Source organism: Pseudoalteromonas sp. bablab_jr010 (assembly GCF_016464105.1).
In the GTDB taxonomy this organism is placed as follows: domain Bacteria; phylum Pseudomonadota; class Gammaproteobacteria; order Enterobacterales; family Alteromonadaceae; genus Pseudoalteromonas; species Pseudoalteromonas simplex.
This window is the reverse complement of record NZ_JACDWV010000085.1, coordinates 23,219-41,691: the sequence shown is the minus strand read 5'-3', so window position 1 is coordinate 41,691 and position 18,473 is coordinate 23,219. Positions and strand designations below refer to the sequence as shown.

The following is an 18,473-nucleotide window of genomic DNA, read 5'->3' as shown; positions in this document are numbered from 1 at the left end:
TTTATAGATCAAAGTTAGTAATACCTAACTCTATTAGTTTACTTTTAATTGTACCTACCTCACTTTCCTTGTTTAAACAGGTGTAGGCTTTAATAAGTGGGTAAGTTCTTTTTATACTTTTATCGCCGTTATTATTTTCTTCAATTGCATTAATAGCTTCTTGGCATGCTTGTTGTCTTGCTATCTTGTCTTCAGCAAGCTTTGCTTTAATTAAATTAACCTTTATCAGAGCAGCGAGGTTTTCTATTTTGCTAGTGTCAGAAATTCTCTCTATAAAGTCTGAGTTGCTTTCTAACTTTAACAAAAGGTCTTCGGCTTCTCTTAAAAGGTTTCGATTGATATAATAATGAATCACCCCAATTTGAATATTTATTGAGGTTGTATCTGAAAACCCTTGGTTATTAATGTAACTCAAAACATCTTTTACTCTTTCACTTTTTTTGCTTTTATCTAACAGCATTAATTGGTATGCAAGTGATCTATAAAAGGTGCGTTGAAACTTTTGATTTTTTGGATCTTGTATTCTTGCTTGATTAATCGCATTGGTTGCTTTTTCTGCTTTTAAAAATGCCGCTTTCTTATTTGGGAAGTAGCTCAATAAAAAGCTTTGCTGCATATAAGTGTTTGCTAAATAATTATATATGCTTGCATCATTCGGTGACGTTTCAAGCATGTTGATTAGCTCTTGAGAGGCTTGCTCAAGTAGTTCAAGTGCAGCGTTTAGATTCCCTTGGCTTTCTTCTGTGGTTGCAATCCAGCTGATAGTATCTGTCTTATCGCGTAATAAATTTTTGTTATTAGGTTTAAGCTCAAGGGCTTGGTTTTTAAGTTTTAAAGATTCAGTAAAGCTTTGTTTTGCAAGTGCGTAATTAAACTGCTTTAAATACAGCGAGCCAAGTGAATTGTGTGAGTAAGATAGCTCCATAATTGAATTAAAGTCATTAGGGGCAAGCTGATACATTTTTTCACTGTAAGCCAAGTAACGTTTGAACATTGGCTCAGTCGCTAAATAATTACTTTGCTCATAAGTTAAATTACCAAGCCAAAAGGCATTGACCCCTGCGAGCATTAAAACATCTAGGTTATTGGGTTGAATTTTTAGTAATGATTCTAGGCGCGTTCGCGCATTTTCAAAGGCGGTGAAGGCTTCGTCGGTTTTGCCGCGAGAGTAGGCCACTTCACCCATGGCCTCTAAGGTTTGAGCGTATTGAAAACGGTTATTAAACTGGGCTTGTTTATCGCTAAAGTCAAACAACGAGGCAACTTCCTCGTCTTGATTGGTAAAATACTCAAGGGCTTTGTTGCTAATACCATCCAGTAAATCCATACGCCTTACGCTTCTGAGTTTGTCGGCAAATTCACCGACCATAAAACCCAATAAACTCTCCGCTTCTTGGCGTTTTTGTTTTGCTACTTGTTCGGCGTGATAGCTGCGCACGCTCATAAATGTGGCAATAAAGGTTAAGCACACAAGTGCAGCCGCCGTTATTTGTAACACGCGCTTTTTACGTTTGGCTTTGTTGTTAGAAGCTTTAATTAACGCTTGCTCGTCACTCGATAAGCTAAACATAGGGTTACTCACAAGGCTTTGTGCTTCTTGCAGCGGTTTGCCTTGCGCTAATAAAAAGTCGCTGTGCTTTTGTTCAAGCAGCCAGCGCTCGGTGGCAAGTTGCACACGGCTTTGAATTGCTAAGCTTTGTTGATGCTCTTGCACCCAATCTATGGCGCGTTGCCAATGGCGCAGCAGCGCTTCGTGGGCGAGGCTAAAGCAGGCTTGCTCATTTTTAAGGTGTGACACAAACAAGCGGCTGTCGACCATAGCCTGAACAAGCTTGGTCGCAGCTGGGCTGGTTAATTCGCTCCAATGTGCTGCACGGCTGGTGAGTGTTTCGCCATCTGGGTTTAAGGTGATCAATTTTGAAAGAACTGCAGCAAGTTCAGTTTGTTGGTCTTTGGGTAATTGGCAAAATACCTGTTCGGCTTTTTGGCCGATAGCTCCTTCGATGGTGCCAAGCGCTTGGTATTCAGAAAACAATAATTCGTTGTCTGGGCTTCGCTGTAAATAAAGCTGTTGCAAGGTGTATTGCAGCATTGGCAATGCATCTGGGTTATTGGCAGTATCGTTACAAAGTTGTTCATCAAGCGGTGTGTGATGCTCTGGGTGATGTTGCCAACTTAAGCCTGCTGCAAGTGCTGGCAAACGGATCATTTGCTTAAGCTCAGAGCGAGTTGGCGCTAATAAATCAAAGTGTGCGCCGTTGGCTTTATCTGCCATTAAACTTGGTTGACTCACTACTTGCGGGTAAAAGTCATTACGACAGGCACTAAAAATGATCATGCAGCCACTTGTTGCTAAGCGCTCAATAAGTGCTAACAGCTGGTTGCGCTCGTCATCGCTAAATAAAGGTGATGACAATAGCACTTCGAGCCGGTCGATAAATAAAAATAAATAGGGTGTAGTGCACTCTTTATTTAGCGTTGCAAGTGCTGCTTTACAGCGGGAAATAACCTGTTCTGGATCTGTTAATAACAATTCAGCCAACGCATCGGCGCTTATATCGCTAAGTACAGGTGCGTCGTTTATTTCTAAATCGAGCAAGGTTGAGGCTAAATCAAGCAGTAAGCGCTCTTTGCTGACATCGGCAAAGTCGAGTTGGCAGTAACTATGTACTCTAATGCCATCGTAGCCATTACTCGACATTAAAGCGGGCAATACACCTGCGTTAACTAACGACGATTTACCTGAACCACTGGCTCCCAAAATTAAGCAAAATGCGCGACCAAACTCTATTTGAGCCGATACCCGCTGTAGCAAAGTGGCAATTTGTTTGTTTCGACCAAAAAACACATCGGCTTGCTCTGGTGCAAATGCACTTAAGCCAACAAAGGGCGAATCACCTTGCCAACTGGTTTGGCTGGCTTTTTGTTCTTCGTTGAGTGGAAAGTTGATTTCGGCAATAACCCGATAACCGCGTTTACGAATGGTTTCTATGTAATGCGGATCGCTTGCTTTATCATCAAAGGCTTTACGTAATTGGGTGATCACTTTATGTAGGGGGTTGTCACCGAGCGCCACATTTGGCCAGCAGTGGCTGATAATTTCTTCACTTGTTAGTAGCTCACCTTGTTTTTCGCAAAGCAGCAGTAATACATCCATCGCCTTGGGTTCAAGATGCTTTGTTTGTTCACCGCGTCTGATTGAATTAGTAGCCGGAGTAACTTGCCATTCGCCAACGAAAAACAGCGCCGTATTCATAGTGTTATCTTCATTGTTATTGTTAGAAACGCAGTCCGATTGGACCGATTTTATATTAGATTACGGGATACTTTGATTAATACAATATTATGAGATCAACAGCAAGCGCCTTGCCTTTTCTGACATTAAAAAATCATATTGATGTCGTGTATATAAAACTTTTTGTAAAGTTTGTTTGACTTTTTGTGTTACTAGGTTAATCTTTAGTCAAGTTTACTTTACTTTTAAGGTGAGAATAATGAATCAAACAGGATTAACCTTTAAACAACGTAATAAGCAGAACACGCTAAACCTCGCTAAATGGACATCAGCATGGGTGATTACATTAGCAATTGCCTCATTTGGGCCGCATTTTTTATGGCAAGAGCAGGCTATTTTTAGTGTTGTGGCAATCTTAATCAATGTAGTAGTTGGCATCATGATGATTTTATCGAACAAACGACAACTACAAGGAATGGATGAGCTGCAGCAGCGTATGCACCTTAATGCAATGGCCATTACCTTGGGTGCAAGCTTGGTATTTGGTTTAGCTTACTCGGTGGTGCAATCAAGTGGTTTAATAAGCTTTAAAGAAGATATATCGCACCTCGTGCTCTTTATGGGCTTAACCTATTTGGTGAGTCTTTTAATGATGAATAAGCAGTTAAACGACGAGGGCGAAGAATGAAAAACCGCTTGAAAGTGCTTCGTGCTGAGCACAACTACACCCAAGCGAAACTCGCAGAGCTTTTGGATGTGTCTAGGCAAACCATTAATGCGATTGAAAAAGGTAAATTTGACCCAAGTTTGCCATTAGCATTTAAAGCCGCGCGTTTATTTAACCTGAGTATCGAAGAGATATTTCAGGATGAGTAAGTCTGATAGCGTAAGAGGCGTTTTAACGCCGAATGTTAAATCATTCAGGTTAAACGCCATTTATCCTACGCGATATAAAATCGCTACTACATTTTTGAGAGCTTACAGCTTTGTTTTTTCATCTGCATCGCACTTAACGACCACATTAAAAAGCCACCTAAGAATAATGCCGCCGAAACATAGCCTGTTTGACTAGGGAGTGCGCCCCCAGCAATAGCCATGCCGCCAAGCCAAGGGCCTATGGCATTGGCAGTATTAAACGCACACTGTACTAGCGCACCAATCATGGCATGCCCTTGTGGTGATACATCCATTAATAACGATTGGATCACGGTACCTAAACCAACACTAAAACCAATAAAGAAAATCACCGCGTATAACAGCCAAATATTATGGCTTGCGCTTACATAACTGGCTGCAAATACTACAGCACCAATTAGCGCAGCCCCTGTGGTTTTCAGCGGTGAGTGGTCGGCGGCTTTACCTAATAGGTAGTTACCTAATGTACAACCAATACCAAACATGATCATAGCAATAGAGATAGTGTAAGCAGGGGTATGGGTGACTTCTAAAATAGTGTCGGCAATGTAAGTGTAAACACAAAATACACCACCAAAACCAATAATGATGATACCTAGAATGGTCCATACGAGCTTGTTCTTTAATACACTTAACTCATCGAGAATCGATGTTGGCGCGGTATTTTTTACGTTAGGTACGTATTTCACAATCAATACCAAGGCAACTAACGCAAGTACAGCGGTGCCTGCCAAACAATAACGCCAGCTAAAGTTTTGCCCCACTAAGGTGACCATGGGCACACCAACGATAGTGGCAATGGTTAAACCCATAAACACTTTTGACATAAAGCTTGCGCGTTTATCGGCAGGGGCGATGTCGGCAGCCAATAAAATAGCAGCGGCGAAGTAGGCACCGTGTGGTAAACCACTTAAAAAGCGAAATAAAATAAGTTGCTCAAGCGAGTTTGCAAAAGCACTTAAGCCATTGAATAAAAACATCATACTGACAAACATCAACAGTGCATTGCGCTTACGCATGTTGGCGGTTGTGATCATAAATAGCGGTGCACCGACGACGACGCCTATCGCGTAAGCGCTGATGGCATAACCACTTTGCGCTGGCGTAGACGAAAATGTTTCGCTGATCAGGGGCAACATTGGCATCATAGAAAATTCTGATAGGCCTAAAATGAATGTGCCTAAAGCCAATACTATCAGAATGGTAAACGTGCTTGCGTTGCCTTGGGAGTTGGCTACGTTAGTCATGTAATTCCTTTAAAATAAATTTAAAAACAAAATAGATTTTTGATAATTGAAAGTGCCAGTAACAAATACTTTGTTCTGGAGTAGAGATGTGTGCCCAGCGCTATTTTAATACAAATTAATGGGGTTGATACAGTACTTTTTGGAACGTTCTATATTTGTTTGCTATAAGAAAATAACCTGAACTTCTTAAGTCTTTGCTGTTCAAAATAAATACAGAGAAAAAGCCAACTATACTTGGTGAATTAAATTGGTTTAAAGGAGAGTGTAATGAAAAAGATATTTGCTTGTATCGACGGTTCATGCATGACCGATGCGGTGACAGAAGCGGCTATTTGGATTTCTAAGCGCTCCAGCCATCCAATTAATTTTCTGCATGCTTTAGAGCCACCTTTGCCGCAGGGCAGTGATGATTTAACCGCAATTATTGGTTTAGGTTCGCAAACTTCATTGTTAGAGCAATTGGCAAAACTTGAGCAAGAGCGCAACAAAGTAGCGTCGCAGCATGGTCAATTATTGCTAGATGAAGCAATGAAAAAAGCCGAGCATGCAGGCTTAAACGAGATTGAGCAACAGCAGCTTTCAATGAGTCTTGTTGATGCCTTGCTTGAACATGAAGACAATGCCCGCGTGATGATTATTGGCCGCTCTGGTAAAGGCCATTACGATGATTTTAAAGTACTGGGCTCGCATATTGAAACGCTGATCCGTCAGGTACATACCCCGGTTGCGATTGTGCCGCCGCAATTTCATGAGCCCACAAACTTTATGCTGGCTTATGATGGCAGCGAAAGTACCGACAAAGCGATTACACAAATTATCAAGGGCGGGATTTTATCCGGCTTAGATTGCCACTTGGTGATGGTTGATAAACAAGACGGTCACTGCCAAGACAAACTTGATACTGCCTCAGCAAGGCTGGCTGAAAACGGCTTTAATGTGAGAGCGCGCATGCTCGATGGCGATGTTTACCAAGCGCTGTGGCGGTATAAAAGTGACCACGCCGTTGACTTAATGGTGATGGGCGCATTTGGTCACTCTAAATGGCGGCAGTTCTTTTTAGGCAGCACGACCTTAAAAATGCTTGAAGATAGCCGTATTCCTTTAGTGGTGTTGCGCTAAGTTATTTACCTGTGACAGGGTGCGACAATATGTCACGTGTTCAGACTAATTAATGAGTTTTATAATCGGCGTCATTAATTATTTGCTTTGATTTTAAAAGAGTTATGAACACGCAATCTTCTCGCCCTGGTTTTTTATTTTCCAAAATTGCTGCAGCACTTAGCTGTGTTTTAAGTATTTCAGCCTTTGCTGATGATTCTATTGAAGTGATAGAAGTACAAGGTCATGCCCAAAATAACCATCAATTAGTTGGCTCTGCAGACGCGTTACTGAAAGATTTAGGTGTTGATTTTTCAGCGGCCGGAGGGGTGTCTAACTTGCCAGTAATGAACGGCATGATGGGCGATAGAGTTAAAGTTTTAGTTGATGGTGCTGATGTCACAGCAGCGTGTGCTAACCAAATGAACCCGCCACTCTCTTATGTGTCGGCAAATCAAATTGCCTCTTACAGTGTCGTTGCTGGTGTATCACCGGTAAGCAGTGGCGGGGATAATATTGCCGGTGTTATTAGGGTAAATACGATTGCCCCTGAATTTAGTGATTCAGACTCAGTGAAATGGCGCGCAGGCTATGTTACCGCCCAGTACAAAAGCGTTAACGATAGCCAAGCATACGCGCTAGGTGCCAGCCTTGCGAGCAAACAGTTTAGCTTGTCTTACCAAGGCAGCTTTGAAGATGCTAACAGCTATGATGATGGCCATGGTGAGCGTGTACTTGATACCTTATATCGAGTACAAAATCATGCCTTAACAGGCGCTATTCGTAATGAGAAACAACAGCTTGTGGTTAAGCTGACGCATCAAAAAATTCCTTACCAAGGCTTTGCAAATCAATACATGGATATGACCGATAACACCAGTTATGGTTTCGTTGTTCAGTATCAACTTGAGCTTGAAAATGGTGATTTGCAGGTGCAAGTGAATGCGCATGATGTAAAACACGAAATGGGTTTTTTCAGTAATGAGAAAACCGGCATGATGCCGATGAATACCGATGCACAAGATTACAGTTACCAAGTTCATTGGCGCACTGACTTATCAAAACAGTCATCACTAATGCTAGGGCAAGAATATTACGGTTATCGAATTGATGATTGGTGGCCAGCGGTTACAGGGTCAATGATGATGGGCCCAAATGAATACGTAAACATTAACGATGGCAAACGTGACCGCCTTGCGGCATTTGCGGAGTACCAAAACCAAGTAAACCAAGCATGGTGGGTGTCGGCAGGTGTTCGTGTTGAGCAAGTCACCACAGATACTGGCGAAGTGCAGGCTTATAACGAAGGTGGCATGAGCGGCATGGCTAATATGGGCTCAATGATGGATATGTCAAAAACCGACGCCCAAGCTGCGATGGAATTTAACCAATTAGACCGTAAACGTGACGACACTTTAGTTGATATCAGCTTGCTTGCTCGCTATCAATTATCGAATAACGATGAGCTGCAATTTGGTTTAGCTCGTAAAAACCGCGCACCTAATTTATATGAGCGTTACAGCTGGGGTGTAGGTACGATGGCAACCACCATGATTGGTTGGTTTGGTGATGGTAATGGTTATATTGGTAACCCAGATTTAGAAGCCGAAACAGCTCACACATTAAGCTCTAGCTACACCAAACTTGCCAAAGACGATAGCTGGCAAGTAACGGCAAATGTTTGGTACACGCAAGTAAATGATTATATTGATGCTGAAGTGACTAAGAGCTTTAATCGCACCGACATGGCGCATACCAAGCGTAATATTCTTACTTTTACGAACCTAGATGCCACTCTTTACGGTGCAAAACTGGCGGGCTTGGTAGAGCTTTACAACTCAAAGCAAGCAGGAAAATGGCAGTTAAAAGGCTCACTAACCAGTACTCATGGTGAGCGTGATGATAGCAATGAAGACTTATATCAAATTATGCCACTGCACACTGAGCTGAGCCTAGAGCACGAATACAAAGGCTGGCAAAACGCACTGAGCTGGCAATGGGTTGATAGTAAAACTCATGTTGATGAGCGCCGTTTAGAAAACCAAACCGACAGTTATCAGTTACTGGCTATCTCAAGCCAGAAAACGTGGCAAAATTTAACCTTTAAGTTAGCAATTACCAACTTACTTGATGAATATTACCAACAGCCACTTGGCGGTGTAAGCATTGCTAATTACAAGCAAGATATGAGCAATGGCTTTGAGCAACTTGCCGGACAAGGCCGTTCGTATAATGCCAGTGTGAGTTATAGGTTTTAGGTTAGGGAGTTAGCGAGTTGCTAGAGTAAAGTTAGCAAGCTGCTAGGGTAAAGAGTGAAGAGAGCTGTCAGCTTTCAGATTAAAACCAGAGTTTCTAGTTACGAGAGTAAAGTTAGCGAGTCAGATCACGTGTCCGATATAAATGTGACATAAGCTGTCGTAGGCGTGAAATTTATTTCGCGTTAAAACATATTGCACAAAGAGAAAAGAATGAGAAGACAATGAGGTAAAACAATAGATTACTTGTTGTATTCTCTAAAGCGCAGCGCCTCATATTCTCTTTGTGCAAATAAATGTCTTTGACGTAGGCGTGAAATTTATTTCGCGTTAAAACAAATTGCACAAAGAGAAAAGAATGAGAAGGTAATGAGGAAAAACAATAGATTACTTGTTGTTTTCTCTAAAGCGTAGCGCCTCTTATCCTCTTTGTGAAAATAAATGTCTTTGATGTAGACGTGAAATTTATTTCGCGTTAAAACAAATTGCACGAAGAGAAAAGAATGAGAAGGTAATGAGGGAAAACACTGGATTACTTGTTGTTTTCTCTAAAGCGCAGCGTCTCATATTCTCTTTGTGAAAATAAATGTCTTTGACGTAGGCGTGAAATTTATTTCGCGTAAAAAAAAATTGCACAAAGAGAAAAGAATGAGAAGACAATGAGGTAAAACACTGGATTACTTGTTGTTTTCCTCTAAAGCGCAGCGCCTCATATTCTCTTTGTGCAAATAAATGTCTTTGATGTAGGCGTGAAATTTATTTCGCGTTAAAACAAATTGCACAAAGAGAAAAGAATGAGAAGACAATGAGGTAAAACACTGGATTACTTGTTGTATTCTCTAAAGCGCAGCGCCTCATATTCTCTTTGTGCAAATAAATGTCTTTGACGTAGGCGTGAAATTTATTTCGCGTTAAAACAAATTGCACAAAGAGAAAAGAATGAGAAGACAATGAGGTAAAACACTGGATTACTTGTTGTTTTCCTCTAAAGCGCAGCGCCTCTTATCCTCTTTGTGAAAATAAATGTCTTTGCCGTAGGCGTGGAATTTCTTTTGCGTGTTGCGCGATATAAAATCGCGCTTACCGCTAGGTATTTTAATTTTCCTGCTCAGCTTCTTGCTGTGCTAATTTTTCGCGTTCTGCCTTTGAAATGTATGCCGGTTTATTGCTTTTATGCAATTTTGCATTGGCGCGCTTATCTTTGTGCTTAAGTTTAGTGAAGATCTTTTTTCTGCGGTTCATGAGTCTAACAAACGAATTAATAGGGTGAGTGGCTATTGTACCTTGTTGGTATTTTTAAGCGATCTATTTTGCTTTAATTAGAGATGTTATGTCGGCGTTATAAGCGTTACAATCAAGGCGACTTTCTAAAAACCTTCTTAAACTCTGGAGCTTATCTTGAAACATTCATTACTTGCTGCATTTTTATTAAGTGCTTTCTCTAGTCAGGCAGCTGTGTCTGAGCAAAGTGAAAAGCTGGCTAACTACGCGGTAGAGCAATATCAACAAGCGCAAATTCATACATTAGAGAATTTAGTTTCGTATCCAACGGTAAATAAAGAAGGTCTAGCGACTCCTGATAACCCAGATTTCATTGGCTTTAAGTCGTTCTTAAAAATGAAAGCGGCGCAGTTTGGTTTTGATTATCAAGATTTAGGCTACACAGTGTTAATTGGCATGGGTAACCAAGCTGACAAAGTAACCATAGTAACCCATGGCGATGTGCAACCTGCAGATGCCAGTAAATGGCAGCAAAGTCCATTTAAAATGGATAAAACCTCTGAGCCAGGAAAGCTAATAGCTCGTGGTACAGAAGATGATAAAGGCGCAATTGCGACTGCACTGCATGCAATGAAGGCGATTAAAGACAAAGGTATTACTTTAAATAACCGTATTGAATTAATGGTTTACCTTGCAGAAGAGTCTGACTGGGCACCACTCGAAGAGTTCATGAAAACCTATCAGCAACCAAAATATGCTGTCACTATTGATGCTTCATACCCTGTGGTTGTTGCAGAAAAAGGCTGGAGCCTAATTGCGCCGACTTTCTCTGCGACCTCAGCACAAACAGGCTTATATGTCAGTGATTTAAAAGGCGGCGCCTTTGTTAGCCAAATCCCTGAAGATGCCAGCGTGTTAGTGCATAACGCTGATGCGGCGACAGTGGCTAAATTACACGACAATGTCGCTAAGCTTAAAAACGTCAAAGTGGCGATGACAGAGCAAGACAATGGCTTGTTAGTCCAAGTGAAGGGGATTTCAGCGCATTCATCTGAGCCAGAAGCGGGTGAAAATGCCATTGCGCACCTTGCAGAAATCTTTAAAGGTATTGATCTTGAGAACAATAGTGATGGTCAAGCCATTGAGTTTATCAATCAACTAATTGGCCTTGATTTATACGGCGCGCAATTCGGTGAAATTGGTTACAAGCATGACTTTATGGGCCCGATGACTGTTTCGCCTACCTTATTAAGCCGCGACGTTAACGACATTAAACTGTCGATTAATATGCGTCGTCCGGTAGGTAAACAAGAAGCGGTGCTTAAGCAGCAAATTAATGAAGCACTTAGTGCTTGGCAAACCACTAATGGTGCTACGTTAAAAGACACTAAAGTTATTATTGGTACGCCAATGCTGTTAGATGGTGCGCCTCATGCAGAAGCATTACTCGATATCTTTAAGCACTTTACCGGCGATAAGGACGCGGGCTTTGTGTCAATTGGTGGTGGCACAAATGCTAAGCTGTTTGATAATGCGGTGTCATTTGGTCCATCAATGCCAGGGAAAAAGTACACAGGTCACTCAGAGCATGAGTTTATTACTGAAGAGCAGTTAGCACTGAACTTAAAAATGTATACTGCAATGATGATGAAGCTAGGTAATATGTAATTCTATAAACTGAAAACGCCGCTTTATAGCGGCGTTTTTGTTTAAAACTGGTGACTCATTCCTATTTAGAATTGGGCAACAAACTTAAGGTTATAAAGTTCAGCAGAGCCGCTTTCAGTGTAATTCGCGGTTAAATAGTATTTATCATTAATAAAGTACTTACCTTGTAAAACGAGTTCAGAATCATCCAACCCTGCACCTATGGCATAGTGATCGCCGAAGTAGTAGCTGATCATGGCATTGCTTGCTGAATCATAAAGGCTGTCTTGATGGCCAACATCGACGGTAATGTAATGGCTACCGCTTAAATGATTAAAGTATCTGGCAGAGACATTCCAAACGTCGAGTTCATCATCTGTTTCTGCGCTAAAACCAAGGTAATCCTTATCGTTGATTTGGAGGTTATACTGCGCTTTCAAGCGGAAATAATCATCACCATAGCTACGCACATCCCTATTTACAGAGACTTTTAAGGCATCGGCAAATAAGTAGCCAAGTCCTAGCGTGTAATTGTCTAAATCCCTCACGTCCCTCATATCAGCTACAGCAAACCAGTTGTTAAAAAAATACTCGCCTGATAAACCAATATCGTTGTAATAGTCTCCTCCTGAGTAATTCACTCGAAAGTTTGTATCTGTATCTAGGTAACCATAATCATCGAGCACCCCCGAGCTTTGCTGCTCTTCAAAGTAGTAATGGCTTACTAATTGATAGCCATCAAAGTCATAATAGTCATTATTAATATGAGTGTATTCGATACTGTTGAACCATTGTTTACTTACTTGTTGTTCTGTGGCGATTGAGCAGTTTGAATAAGCAAGTGTTGCAAGAGCGATCGGGGCTAATTTTTTAATCATACATATCCTTGTTGTATTTGGTTTTGCTTCATAAAGATAATACAACGAGGCGGTAAAAAGAATGTAATAAAGTGTTGTGGGTCTGTTAGTTTGTGAAAAGGCCAAGCACTGCTTGGCCTACAGAGATTAATTAAGCGTTGTGGTGAGTGATATTTCGGCATTCATCAGTTTAGAAATAGGGCAGCCTTGCTTGGTTTGCTCACAAAGTTGCTCAAACTTTTCGAGTGAGATTTCTTTTATCTTTGCGCTGACATCAAGTGCAATGTGGCTCACTTCGAAGCCGTCATCAACCTCATCAAGGCTCACTGTTGCTTTGGTCGTTATGTCGTCAGCGACAAAGCCTGCTTCAGTTAGAGCCAGCGATAGCGCCATGCTAAAACAGCTACTGTGTGCCGCTGCAACCAGTTCTTCAGGGTTAGTACCTGGCTTATCTTCAAAGCGAGTGTTAAAGCCAAATGGCTGTTTCTCAAGCGCGCCACTTTGACTAGAAATATAGCCTTTGCCAGATTTAATATCACCAGACCAACTCGTATGTGCAGATTTTTTAATTGTCATCGTCATCTCCTTTGTAAATTTTTTCGACGACCGTGAAAGGCTTTCAGGGTTTTGTGCCGAAAACGGTGAGTTCACGATATAAGTGCAACTTAAACGCCAATATTTCTTTTTGCCTCACGCTTGCAACGTTCTGAGCAGTATTTAACATGCTCCCAGTCACGTTGCCATTTTTTACGCCACATAAATGACCTGTCGCAAACGGGGCAGGTTTTGCTGGGTAAATTCAGCTTTTTATGAGCCATGGCGTTGTCTTTTAAGGCTTATCACATGCTTATGCAGTACGGCTTTTGTGCCACGTTTTACGTCATCACGTTCTCGAAATGACCATAACCGCTCACGTGCTTGTTTGGCTGCGTGTTCAATATCGACCATGGGCTCTGGGTAGTCTTCGCCTTGTTTAAAATTATTAAACAAGGCTTCCATTGGCGGTTGTTGCCATGGCTGGTGGAGATCTTCTATGGGTAAGTTTTTAAGCTCAGGGCACCATGTTTTTATAAATATACCATCTGGGTCTTTGTCTTCAGATTGCTTTATTGGGTTATACAAACGAATGGTGTTAGTTCCTGTGACCGATGCTTGCATTTGGATTTGTGGGTAGTGAATACCCGGCTCAAAATCTAAAAAATAACGCGATAAAATAAAGCTGACTGATTGCCAATGAATGTTCATATGATGAGTCATAAAGCTGACTAGCATAGCGCGCATTCGAAAATTAATGTAACCCGTTGCTGCGAGGCAACGCATGCACGCATCAATAATAGGAATACCTGTTTGACCTTGCTCAAAGCGCTTTAAGTGCTCTGCAACGAGTTCATCATCGCGATAGGGGTAGTGTAGGTAGCCCGCGTTTTGCGGTGCAAACTCCATGCTGCATTGAGTTTCGAACTTTTGCATAAAATGGCAATGCCAATGAAGCCTAGATTCAAAAGCATGTAATGAGCGACGCCAGCTTAAAGGCTGCTTTACTAAATAGTATTTTAGGGTTTGATAAACTTGTCTGAGGCTCAGGTTGCCAAAAGCTAAGTAAGGCGAAAGCCTAGAGCATGAACCTCTACTTTTGGAAGGACTTGAGATGCCACTTTGGTAGTTTTTTGCACGCTCTTCTACAAAGCTCTGTAGGCAAGCTCTAGCTGCATGAGGGCCACCATATTGAAACTGCGGGTCGTGCTTTAGAAAATCATTAACACAGGTCGCGGCTTGGTAATTATGAGGCAGCACTGCATTAAAGGCTTGCCAATTTGGCGTTACAAGACGTTGGTTCATCACGCCATGCCAATGTGCTTGCCAATCAAACTGTTTTGGCCGCGCTCGTTTTACACCTCCAAGTGGCGTTTCGTGCCATGGAATTGCTTTACTGTTTAGCCAGCGTGTGACCTGTTTATCTCGCTCAAATGTATTGTTTAGGCCTATTTCTTGATGACTATAAACCCCCGCAATATCAAAATCTTCACTGAGGGTTTCTAACAAGGTAATCATTTCTTGATTATAAATGGCGATTTCAGCGTTGTATTTTTCAAGTTGTTGGTTGATGTCTTTTAGTGACTGAGCAACAAAACGCCAGTGCCTTAAGCTGTAATGGGGGTCGTCGAGTAATAGAGGCTCAAAATTATAAATGAGTAAGCAAGGCAGGTCTGATGCAATCGCACTGGCAAGTGGTTGATGATCAGACAGTCTTAGGTCACGTTTGAACCAAACAAGATTTACTTTTTGTTTTTTTGAGTCTGCCATAAACGTGGAGTTGAAAAAGTGTTTTGCTCTTAATACGTAACAAGTTACAACTTCGATTAATTGCTACAACGATCCACAAAGTTTCCACATTTGTAGCATATTGCCCACACACTTTTGAATGATATTCAGATTATGCTTATGGTCAATTGAATGACATAAGAGGTTCGCTATGAAGCATTTATCTGCACTTTCTGTTTTAGCTATTTCGTTGTTAGTCACAGCGCCCGCTTGCTTTGCTCGCGACCATCAAGGCGGTCCACCCCAGCGACCTGACTTTACGACGATTGATATTGATGGCAATGGGATGATTGATTTTACTGAGTTTAGTGAACAGCCTATGCCAGAAGATATGCTGCAAACCATTTTTAATGACATGGATACTGATCAAAATGGTGAAGTAACTGAAGACGAGTTCAACAACCATAAACCACCAAAACGTAAGGAAAATCAACGATGATCAACAGTGTCTCATCGGGTGCGAATTTTCAGCCCATGCAACGACCGCAAGCAGAGCCGTTAACCAGTGAACAGACAGAGTTAATGAATGAAACTTTAGCTCAGTTTGATCCTGAAAACTTAACTGCAGAAGATGCACAATCTATTATGCAAACATTTAAAGATGCGGGTATTCAACCAGGTCAAGAAATGGAAGCAATTATGGCTGAAGCAGGCTTTGATGCCGCTGAAGTCGGTGAATTAGGTCGTCCTGAAGGTGAGCGTCCTCCTGGTCCGCCACCACCTCCGCCTAGTGGTAACTCACTTGAGCAGGTTGATACTGAAGAAGTTGTCAGTTATTTAGATGAGTTGTTAGCGCAATATTCTGATCAACTGGGAGAAGAAGATAAAGAAGCGATTCTAGCCTCTGTGCAAGAAAAGTTTGGTTTATCTGAAGGTGAATCGCTGTTATCGGTCACAGCGTAAATCACAAAGCGGTCATGATGACCGCTTTTTTATGCTCTGCTAATTACAGTGCTGCAGCAAAAGTCTTTATTTCGTTTTGTGCTGCTTCTAAGCTTTGCTCTGCACCCGGCATCGCAAGACCTTCGGCATAAATAAAATCAACGTCAGTCATACCCACAAAACCAAGTACATCTTTTAAGTATTTAGTTTGTGTATCCATGTCAGTGCCTTGATACAAACCACCACGTGCTGCAAGTACCACCACTTTCTTGTTTGCAATTAAACCTACAGGGCCTTGCTCAGTGTATTTAAACGTAATACCAGCACGAGCAATACGATCAATCCAAGCTTTGAATGTTGATGGAATTCCAAAGTTGTACATTGGCATACCAATAACAATCAGTTCGTTATCGTTAAGTTCAGCAATTAAATCGTCAGAAATTGCAGCAAGTGCTTTTTGCTCATCGCTACGCTCGTTTGCATCAGTCATCCAAACAGCCATTTCTGTCTGCGTTAAGTGAGCAATCGCATTGTCGCTTAAATCGCGCGTTGTTACTGAAATTTGTTGGTTGTTAGCAAGTTGCTCAACAAATTGTTGGCTAAGTTTGGTTGAATTACCTTGTTCACCATTTAAAGATGAATTTAACACAAGTACTTTTTTCATCATGTCACCTAAGAAAACTGAAGTAGTGCAGCCATTATAATTATCAAAAAATAAATTAATAATGCTATTAATCGAGTGTTATGTTCGTTTTAAGCGAATGAAAGATATGCCTAAGTTTTTTTGAGTTAGTCTTTTTTTGTAATTTAATGTTAATATTGTCGGAACAATAAAAAAATGGACTTTACTATGAAGTACTTACTGCTTACATTTTTTGCAGTGCTGAGCTTAATGCCCCGTGCTGCTGAAAACACGCAACTCCCTGTAGAATCATTCGCCTCTTTACGCGCTTTTAGCCAAGTAAAATTTTCGCCTAGTGGTGAACACATATCGTTTATTCGAAATGTGAATGGTGAGTTGGTTTTAATGGTTTATAACCGCAAAACTAAAGAAGCAGATGCTGTTATTCGTTCAGATAATCACACTATCTTCTTCGATTGGTATGAATGGGCAAATGATGAGGTACTGCTTTTAGGTGCACGCTATATTCAACGTCAATTTGGCGGCCCTAAATATACATCTACGCGTTTATATGCGTATAACATTGGTGGTGATGGAAAAGCGAAACTGGCTATAAAGCCTAACTTTAACCGTGATGAACGCCAACCGCAATTTGGTGATCAGGTCATCAGCTTTTTACCCGATCAAAAAGATAAAATTTTAGTTCAAGGTGACTTTGATGTTGCCAATGCCCCTGGCGTGTATGAACTTAATTTAAATACACTTCGTAAGAAAAAAATTCAGCGCTCACGCAGTAAAGTGATTGATTGGACAGCAGACCGCCAAGGTAATGTGCGTATTGCCCTTAAAATGGATGAAGACGAATTTGAATATATTCTTTACGATGAAGATAGAGATAACCGTAAAACGTTATTTAAATATAAAGCATTTACCCCTGATGTAGTGACTGTTTTGGGCTTCGATAAAGACCCTAATATTCTTTATTTCAAAGCTCTTAAAGATGGCTATGATGCGCTTTATAAAATGGACCTAACGACCATGAAAAAAGAGTTAGTGTTCAGCGATGATAACTATGACTTCGACGGTCATATTTTCTACTCACCACTTACAGGTGAAGTAGCAGGCTTTACACACTCTCAATTAGATGAAGGGATCCGTTACTGGAATGAGGATTTAAATAAGCTCTATACAGGTTTACGCGCTGTTTTACCAAAAGATAAATTTGACATAGATATCATTGATACCAGTAAAGATCAGCGCCAATATGTGCTTTATTTAACTAGTGATGATAGTGCTGGAACTTACATGATTGGGAATCGCGATACCAGTGAGCTAACGGTATTTGCAAGCGCATTCCCAGATGTAAATGAAACAGTTTACAGCGGTAAAAAGAAAATCAGTTATAAAGCCCGTGATGGTTTAACTATTGAAGGGTATTTAACTTTACCTGTGGGTTACAAAGAAGGCGATAAATTACCCACTATTGTGTTCCCGCATGGTGGTCCTATGGCTCGTGATTACGCTGGTTTTGACTATTGGACTGCATTACTTGCTTATAATGGTTATGCAGTACTGCAACCAAACTTCCGTGGTTCTAGTGGCTATGGCCATGAATTTGAGATGGCTGCAGTTCAAGGTTTTGGTAAAGAAATGCAAGATGACTTGCAAGATGCGGCGAATTGGCTTGTTGAGGAAGGTATCGCTAATAAAGATAAAATCTGTATTGGCGGGGCAAGTTATGGTGGTTATGCTGCATTAATGGCGGTGGTTAAACACCCAGAAACATTCAAATGTGCAGCAAGCTTTGCAGGCGTTACTGATCTTGAGCGTATTGTTAGTAAAGCGCGTTATTTCACTAATAAAGAAATTGTGCGTAAGCAATTTGGAACTGATGGCGATAAACTTGAAAAGGTGTCGCCTGTTAATTTTGCAAAGCAAATTAATCGTCCGGTGCTGTTGGTTCATGGCTCTGATGATAATGTAGTGCCTGTTTATCATAGCCGTGAAATGGATGATGAACTTAAAGACGAAGGTAAAGATGTTACTTACATTGAGCTTGAAGATGGCGATCATTACTTATCGCACCAGCCATACAGAATTAAAACGTTGAAAGCGTTTTTAGAGTTCTTCGATAAGAACTTGAAAAACTAGAATTAGCAAAGAAAAGGCGAC

Annotated in this window: 16 protein-coding genes; 8 read left to right on the top strand and 8 right to left on the bottom strand. The window is 41.1% G+C overall.

All coding sequences use genetic code 11. From position 1 onward, the window contains the following. Position 1: 1 nt before the first annotated feature. On the bottom strand, positions 2 to 3,256 hold the full coding sequence (locus JIG37_RS07940; RefSeq protein ID WP_199529124.1) for a winged helix-turn-helix domain-containing protein: 3,255 nt from the start codon (positions 3,254 to 3,256) through the stop codon (positions 2 to 4). A 238-nt stretch (positions 3,257 to 3,494) separates the two neighbouring features. On the opposite strand from JIG37_RS07940, the gene JIG37_RS07935 reads away from it, so the two are divergent. Both JIG37_RS07935 and JIG37_RS07930 read left to right on the top strand, forming a co-directional pair. After that, a complete protein-coding gene (locus JIG37_RS07935) occupies positions 3,495 to 3,923 on the top strand; it encodes a hypothetical protein (RefSeq protein WP_054551821.1) in 429 nt (142 codons plus the stop codon). Continuing rightward, positions 3,920 to 4,111, top strand: coding sequence for a helix-turn-helix transcriptional regulator (locus JIG37_RS07930; RefSeq protein WP_054551820.1), 192 nt, complete (start codon positions 3,920 to 3,922; stop codon positions 4,109 to 4,111). Before JIG37_RS07935 ends, JIG37_RS07930 begins: the two co-directional genes overlap by 4 nt. Positions 4,112 to 4,197: 86 nt before the next feature. On the opposite strand, the gene JIG37_RS07925 is transcribed toward JIG37_RS07930, so the two are convergent. Continuing rightward, complete coding sequence (locus tag JIG37_RS07925; protein ID WP_138619567.1) at positions 4,198 to 5,397, bottom strand: MFS transporter; 1,200 nt, start codon at positions 5,395 to 5,397, stop codon at positions 4,198 to 4,200. A 267-nt stretch (positions 5,398 to 5,664) separates the two neighbouring features. Here JIG37_RS07925 and JIG37_RS07920 point away from each other — a divergent pair, with 267 nt between their 5' ends. Together JIG37_RS07920 and JIG37_RS07915 are read left to right on the top strand one after the other, a co-directional pair. Next, on the top strand, positions 5,665 to 6,516 hold the full coding sequence (locus JIG37_RS07920) for a universal stress protein (protein ID WP_187489923.1): 852 nt from the start codon (positions 5,665 to 5,667) through the stop codon (positions 6,514 to 6,516). 104 nt (positions 6,517 to 6,620) lie between these two features. Continuing rightward, positions 6,621 to 8,753, top strand: coding sequence for a TonB-dependent receptor (locus JIG37_RS07915; protein ID WP_199529123.1), 2,133 nt, complete (start codon positions 6,621 to 6,623; stop codon positions 8,751 to 8,753). 1,092 nt (positions 8,754 to 9,845) lie between these two features. Here JIG37_RS07915 and JIG37_RS07910 read toward each other — a convergent pair. Next, on the bottom strand, positions 9,846 to 9,992 hold the full coding sequence (locus JIG37_RS07910) for a DUF2986 domain-containing protein (protein ID WP_199529122.1): 147 nt from the start codon (positions 9,990 to 9,992) through the stop codon (positions 9,846 to 9,848). A gap of 156 nt (positions 9,993 to 10,148) precedes the next feature. On the opposite strand from JIG37_RS07910, the gene JIG37_RS07905 reads away from it, so the two are divergent. Then, positions 10,149 to 11,639, top strand: coding sequence for a dipeptidase (locus JIG37_RS07905; protein ID WP_199529121.1), 1,491 nt, complete (start codon positions 10,149 to 10,151; stop codon positions 11,637 to 11,639). Between the two features lie 65 nt (positions 11,640 to 11,704). On the opposite strand, the gene JIG37_RS07900 is transcribed toward JIG37_RS07905, so the two are convergent. The 4 genes from JIG37_RS07900 to JIG37_RS07885 all read right to left on the bottom strand — a co-directional run bounded on the left by JIG37_RS07900 (position 11,705) and on the right by JIG37_RS07885 (position 14,779). Continuing rightward, the gene (locus JIG37_RS07900) at positions 11,705 to 12,496 is read right to left on the bottom strand and encodes a putative porin (protein WP_138601384.1); all 792 of its coding nucleotides are present in this window, start codon (positions 12,494 to 12,496) and stop codon (positions 11,705 to 11,707) included. A 126-nt stretch (positions 12,497 to 12,622) separates the two neighbouring features. After that, positions 12,623 to 13,051: an OsmC family protein gene (locus tag JIG37_RS07895; protein ID WP_054551814.1), complete on the bottom strand. Its 429-nt coding sequence runs from the start codon at positions 13,049 to 13,051 to the stop codon at positions 12,623 to 12,625. Between the two features lie 89 nt (positions 13,052 to 13,140). Then, positions 13,141 to 13,293: a DUF2256 domain-containing protein gene (locus JIG37_RS07890; protein ID WP_138601387.1), complete on the bottom strand. Its 153-nt coding sequence runs from the start codon at positions 13,291 to 13,293 to the stop codon at positions 13,141 to 13,143. After that, positions 13,283 to 14,779, bottom strand: coding sequence for a deoxyribodipyrimidine photo-lyase (locus JIG37_RS07885; RefSeq protein WP_199529120.1), 1,497 nt, complete (start codon positions 14,777 to 14,779; stop codon positions 13,283 to 13,285). Before JIG37_RS07885 ends, JIG37_RS07890 begins: the two co-directional genes overlap by 11 nt. Positions 14,780 to 14,948: 169 nt before the next feature. On the opposite strand from JIG37_RS07885, the gene JIG37_RS07880 reads away from it, so the two are divergent. Continuing rightward, on the top strand, positions 14,949 to 15,236 hold the full coding sequence (locus JIG37_RS07880) for an EF-hand domain-containing protein (RefSeq protein ID WP_199529119.1): 288 nt from the start codon (positions 14,949 to 14,951) through the stop codon (positions 15,234 to 15,236). Continuing rightward, positions 15,233 to 15,700, top strand: coding sequence for a hypothetical protein (locus JIG37_RS07875; protein WP_138601393.1), 468 nt, complete (start codon positions 15,233 to 15,235; stop codon positions 15,698 to 15,700). The genes JIG37_RS07880 and JIG37_RS07875 overlap by 4 nt, the downstream gene beginning before the upstream one ends. A gap of 43 nt (positions 15,701 to 15,743) precedes the next feature. Here the strand turns inward: JIG37_RS07875 and JIG37_RS07870 are convergent, their stop codons facing one another. Further along, the gene (locus JIG37_RS07870; protein ID WP_199529118.1) at positions 15,744 to 16,343 is read right to left on the bottom strand and encodes an NAD(P)H-dependent oxidoreductase; all 600 of its coding nucleotides are present in this window, start codon (positions 16,341 to 16,343) and stop codon (positions 15,744 to 15,746) included. Positions 16,344 to 16,529: 186 nt separating this feature from the next. Between JIG37_RS07870 and JIG37_RS07865 the strand changes: the two genes are divergently transcribed. Beyond that, on the top strand, positions 16,530 to 18,452 hold the full coding sequence (locus JIG37_RS07865; RefSeq protein WP_199529117.1) for a S9 family peptidase: 1,923 nt from the start codon (positions 16,530 to 16,532) through the stop codon (positions 18,450 to 18,452). Positions 18,453 to 18,473 lie beyond the last annotated feature (21 nt).

Bases quoted from the DNA above. Each gene is read 5' to 3' on its own strand.
- JIG37_RS07910 (WP_199529122.1), bottom strand. From the start codon at position 9,992: ATGAACCGCAGAAAAAAGATCTTCACTAAACTTAAGCACAAAGATAAG.
- JIG37_RS07925 (WP_138619567.1), bottom strand. From the start codon at position 5,397: ATGACTAACGTAGCCAACTCCCAAGGCAACGCAAGCACGTTTACCATT.
- JIG37_RS07870 (WP_199529118.1), bottom strand. From the start codon at position 16,343: ATGAAAAAAGTACTTGTGTTAAATTCATCTTTAAATGGTGAACAAGGT.
- JIG37_RS07890 (WP_138601387.1), bottom strand. From the start codon at position 13,293: ATGGCTCATAAAAAGCTGAATTTACCCAGCAAAACCTGCCCCGTTTGC.
- JIG37_RS07900 (WP_138601384.1), bottom strand. From the start codon at position 12,496: ATGATTAAAAAATTAGCCCCGATCGCTCTTGCAACACTTGCTTATTCA.
- JIG37_RS07935 (WP_054551821.1), top strand. From the start codon at position 3,495: ATGAATCAAACAGGATTAACCTTTAAACAACGTAATAAGCAGAACACG.
- JIG37_RS07930 (WP_054551820.1), top strand. From the start codon at position 3,920: ATGAAAAACCGCTTGAAAGTGCTTCGTGCTGAGCACAACTACACCCAA.
- JIG37_RS07865 (WP_199529117.1), top strand. From the start codon at position 16,530: ATGAAGTACTTACTGCTTACATTTTTTGCAGTGCTGAGCTTAATGCCC.
- JIG37_RS07885 (WP_199529120.1), bottom strand. From the start codon at position 14,779: ATGGCAGACTCAAAAAAACAAAAAGTAAATCTTGTTTGGTTCAAACGT.
- JIG37_RS07920 (WP_187489923.1), top strand. From the start codon at position 5,665: ATGAAAAAGATATTTGCTTGTATCGACGGTTCATGCATGACCGATGCG.
- JIG37_RS07880 (WP_199529119.1), top strand. From the start codon at position 14,949: ATGAAGCATTTATCTGCACTTTCTGTTTTAGCTATTTCGTTGTTAGTC.
- JIG37_RS07915 (WP_199529123.1), top strand. From the start codon at position 6,621: ATGAACACGCAATCTTCTCGCCCTGGTTTTTTATTTTCCAAAATTGCT.
- JIG37_RS07940 (WP_199529124.1), bottom strand. From the start codon at position 3,256: ATGAATACGGCGCTGTTTTTCGTTGGCGAATGGCAAGTTACTCCGGCT.
- JIG37_RS07875 (WP_138601393.1), top strand. From the start codon at position 15,233: ATGATCAACAGTGTCTCATCGGGTGCGAATTTTCAGCCCATGCAACGA.
- JIG37_RS07895 (WP_054551814.1), bottom strand. From the start codon at position 13,051: ATGACAATTAAAAAATCTGCACATACGAGTTGGTCTGGTGATATTAAA.